General features: G+C 46.2%; 4 protein-coding genes. All 4 read right to left on the reverse strand.

Features of this window, described 5'->3' with window-relative positions:
• Positions 1-109 precede the first annotated feature (109 nt).
• Complete coding sequence (locus ACZMB2_RS13820) at positions 110-1,519, reverse strand: relaxase/mobilization nuclease domain-containing protein (protein ID WP_487597155.1); 1,410 nt, start codon at positions 1,517-1,519, stop codon at positions 110-112.
• Positions 1,520-1,607: 88 nt separating this feature from the next.
• Positions 1,608-1,898: a CD1845 family protein gene (locus ACZMB2_RS13825; RefSeq protein ID WP_005361132.1), complete on the reverse strand. Its 291-nt coding sequence runs from the start codon at positions 1,896-1,898 to the stop codon at positions 1,608-1,610.
• Positions 1,899-1,983: 85 nt separating this feature from the next.
• Positions 1,984-2,328 (reverse strand): plasmid mobilization protein, encoded by a 345-nt coding sequence (locus tag ACZMB2_RS13830; protein WP_005361131.1) that lies wholly within the window; start codon positions 2,326-2,328, stop codon positions 1,984-1,986.
• On the reverse strand, positions 2,325-3,023 hold the full coding sequence (locus ACZMB2_RS13835) for a hypothetical protein (RefSeq protein ID WP_064785835.1): 699 nt from the start codon (positions 3,021-3,023) through the stop codon (positions 2,325-2,327). Before ACZMB2_RS13835 ends, ACZMB2_RS13830 begins: the two co-directional genes overlap by 4 nt.
• Between the last annotated feature and the right edge of the window lie 75 nt (positions 3,024-3,098).

The following is a 3,098-nucleotide window of genomic DNA, read 5'->3' on the forward strand; positions in this document are numbered from 1 at the left end:
AATTCCTGCTAAATGCTTGTTGGTGACATATCCCCAAACCCCTGAGATCATTGCCGGTGGCAATGGCTGCGCGTTCCGTTGGAACGCTGAAAACGAAAAGCAGACAACCTTATTGACGAGATTTTTCTGTGCTGCGCTGCGGTTGTGGCGGGGAAGAAATCTCTAATAGATATTCCACATTGGCCCGAACATTGTGAAGTTCTTTCATATCATTTCTGGCCTGCTTATAGGCAGAATAGGCTTTCCGTTTTTGTTCCAGAAGATCGGTATATTCCTCCCGGAGAGATTTGACAGAGGGGAGCTTTTTGATTCCCAACTCGTCAAAATGATTCTTTGCCGCCTGGTGCAACAAAATTTCAGCCTCATGTGCTGTTCGGAATTTTTTGCTGTACCCGGCTTTGCGATATTCTACATAGACAGCCCGCGTTTTCGCATAGTTTACGATCTGTTTTTGCAGCTCGGCATTGGCGTTCATTTTTGACTCCAGATCTTTGATCTGAACGGATAAGGTATTGAAATTAGTGGTAGTGGCGTTGGCTTTTTCCAGAAGATCCTCATAACCCATATCGCCATGTTCTTTTAAGTAGAGCACTGCCTGAGAAAGCTGCTTTAGGTTGAACACTTTTGCCCAGCGCTCATAACCAGGGCCCTTGCCGGAACGGATTGCAGCTTCAATATCAACCAGCAATCCAACTTTGGAAACCGTTTTTTTAGAAAAGGCATGGCGGGGTTTTACTGTCCGTGTACCGGCAATCCGTTCTTTGATGGCCTGTTCTGTATAATCGCCTTTGAGCGTATCGCATCGGGTATAATTTTCTTGTCCCGGAACTCGGAACCGAAGATGTTTTCTTTCACGGTTGACTTCCAGCCCAGCAGTTTCCAGCTTCTGTAGAAGTTCCTCAAAATCTTTTGGCTTTTCCTCTAATGCAGCATCAATAGCAATGCGTATCTGCTCCTGAAAGGAAAGCTGCTTTTTATTTCCCAGCCATGTGCCATAATGCTCCCGGCTGGGTTTCGGATTTTCTACAATCGAAAGTCCATGCTCCAAACACAGCTTGTCATTCATTCGCCGGATTGCCCAGGTAGAACCCCAGAAGTTGCGAAATTTTTTCTGACAGTCCAGTGTAGTAGAGTTGATAATGATGTGATTATGGACATGGTGCTTATCCACATGGGTGCAGACAACAAAGGCATGGTTTCCTTTTGTGAGCTTCAGTGCCAGCTCCCTGCCGATCTGATTAGCTTCTTCTGGCGTAACTTCGCCGGGCTTAAATGCCTGACGGAGATGGTAGGCGATCACATCATCTGCACCCTGATTTCTGCCGGTCAGATTTGCATACTGTCGTTTGGACAGAAGAAACTCTGCATCAGCAAGCCGGGTATCACACTCATAGCCATAAATGAATTTTCCAAAATCGGTTTTCTGCGGATTTTCTACATAATCAATAATATCTGAGATCGCAGTAGAGATATTCCGACCTTTTCCTACATGCAGAGGCATCAGTCTTGTGGTCGCTATTTTCGTCACCTCCTTAACTTAATTCCAATCAGAGAAGTTATAATTGCAGAAAAAGAGCGGGGCTGCCTATGCGCCCCGCCAAATCTGCTTAACCAAATATAAAATCCTTTAAGGCACTGTTTGCCCCGCCAATGATCCCTACCAGCCATGCAGCCGCCAGAGGCAGACCGTATGGACTGATAAGAAAGGCGATCATAAGCCATGCAAGACCCGGCAAAAATCCTGCGACAAAGAACAGCACCAATGCCGCCAGAAAGATGATCCCAGAAAGAATCCCAAGTACCGCACCGGAAAGAACCACTAAAAATTTACATACCAGATAAAGAATCCCCGTAACCAGCATAAAGGGAAGTGCCAGTAATTTACCTATCAAACGCATACGCTTTGCCTCCTTTCAGAAGGGCATCTGCCCTTATAAAAATTTTACCGTGACGGCAAAAAGAAAGCAACGGCTTTCCGGCTGTTTATGAAATGTTTGCAAATCCCCGGATCAGTTTGTCCATGCCATCCCAAAGGCTGTCCAGACGGGTGCGGATGTCATCTATATCTGCGGCATAAATATTGCCGGTCTCATTGGCTCGTCTGGTATATTGGTTTAAGTTATTGGAACAAATGCGGAGAAGCCGGATCATTTCCTGAATATCTCCCATATCAAGGTGAATGATGTAACCGTCTACGGCCATCTTTCGCAGATATGCCGACAGGTTGGTAATGCCAAGTTCCGCCATGCGTTCTTTTACCAGTTCGGCCTCCGGTTCGGACATGACAAATTCGACGCGGACGGATTTTTTGTTATGCCCGCCCTTCATCGTTCCAACCCTCTTTTATGAGATGAGACCTCCTGTGTTGAAACCACCGTCTTTGCTCTTTTGAGTTTTTCCCGCAGGGTGGTCTTTTCCAGCTTATCAAGATATTCCTCCAGATTTCCGGCTGTCGCATGATAGCTGCGTTTGAAGCGTTCCCGTTTTAGAATCATCATCAGCTCCGGCTCATTTTCCGGCAGATAAGTCATTGTTTTAGGGGCTCCATGCTCTGGCATAAACCGGTTCATAAGCTGTCTCCGTTCCTGATAGGGAATCGTGATAACATTTCCATCCGCAAATGCAACGGCTACATTTCCGATTGGACAGGTCAGCTTTTTCATCCGTTCCACATGTTCTCTATAATTTAGCGGATAGAGATTGCCAAATATTTTTCCGTCCCTGACTTCTTTCAAAGAGATGGCATAAGCCAAAACGGGATCATTTGTCTGTTCCTGGTAAAACCGCCACACTTTATTTTCATGGCTTCCATCCAGATAAACTTCCCGTTCGCGCAGGGTATAGGTTCCGCAAGGGCGTGACATCCAAAGAAGCTGTTTATCCTCTGAACGGTCTGACACAGCCAGTTTTGAAATCAGTCCCTTATCCAGGTCAAAGTCCTCTTTATAATGTTGGGTATGAAGATCTACGATACGGGAAAGAGCACCCAAAAGATCTACATCCTCAAATCTTACCCCGGCCATCAGCGTTCCCTTTCCGGCACAGGAGGGATCATCTGCCTTGCTTCATGCTCCGGTTTGTCTGCTTTCAAACGGTCC

Source organism: Hominiventricola sp., from assembly GCF_057604405.1.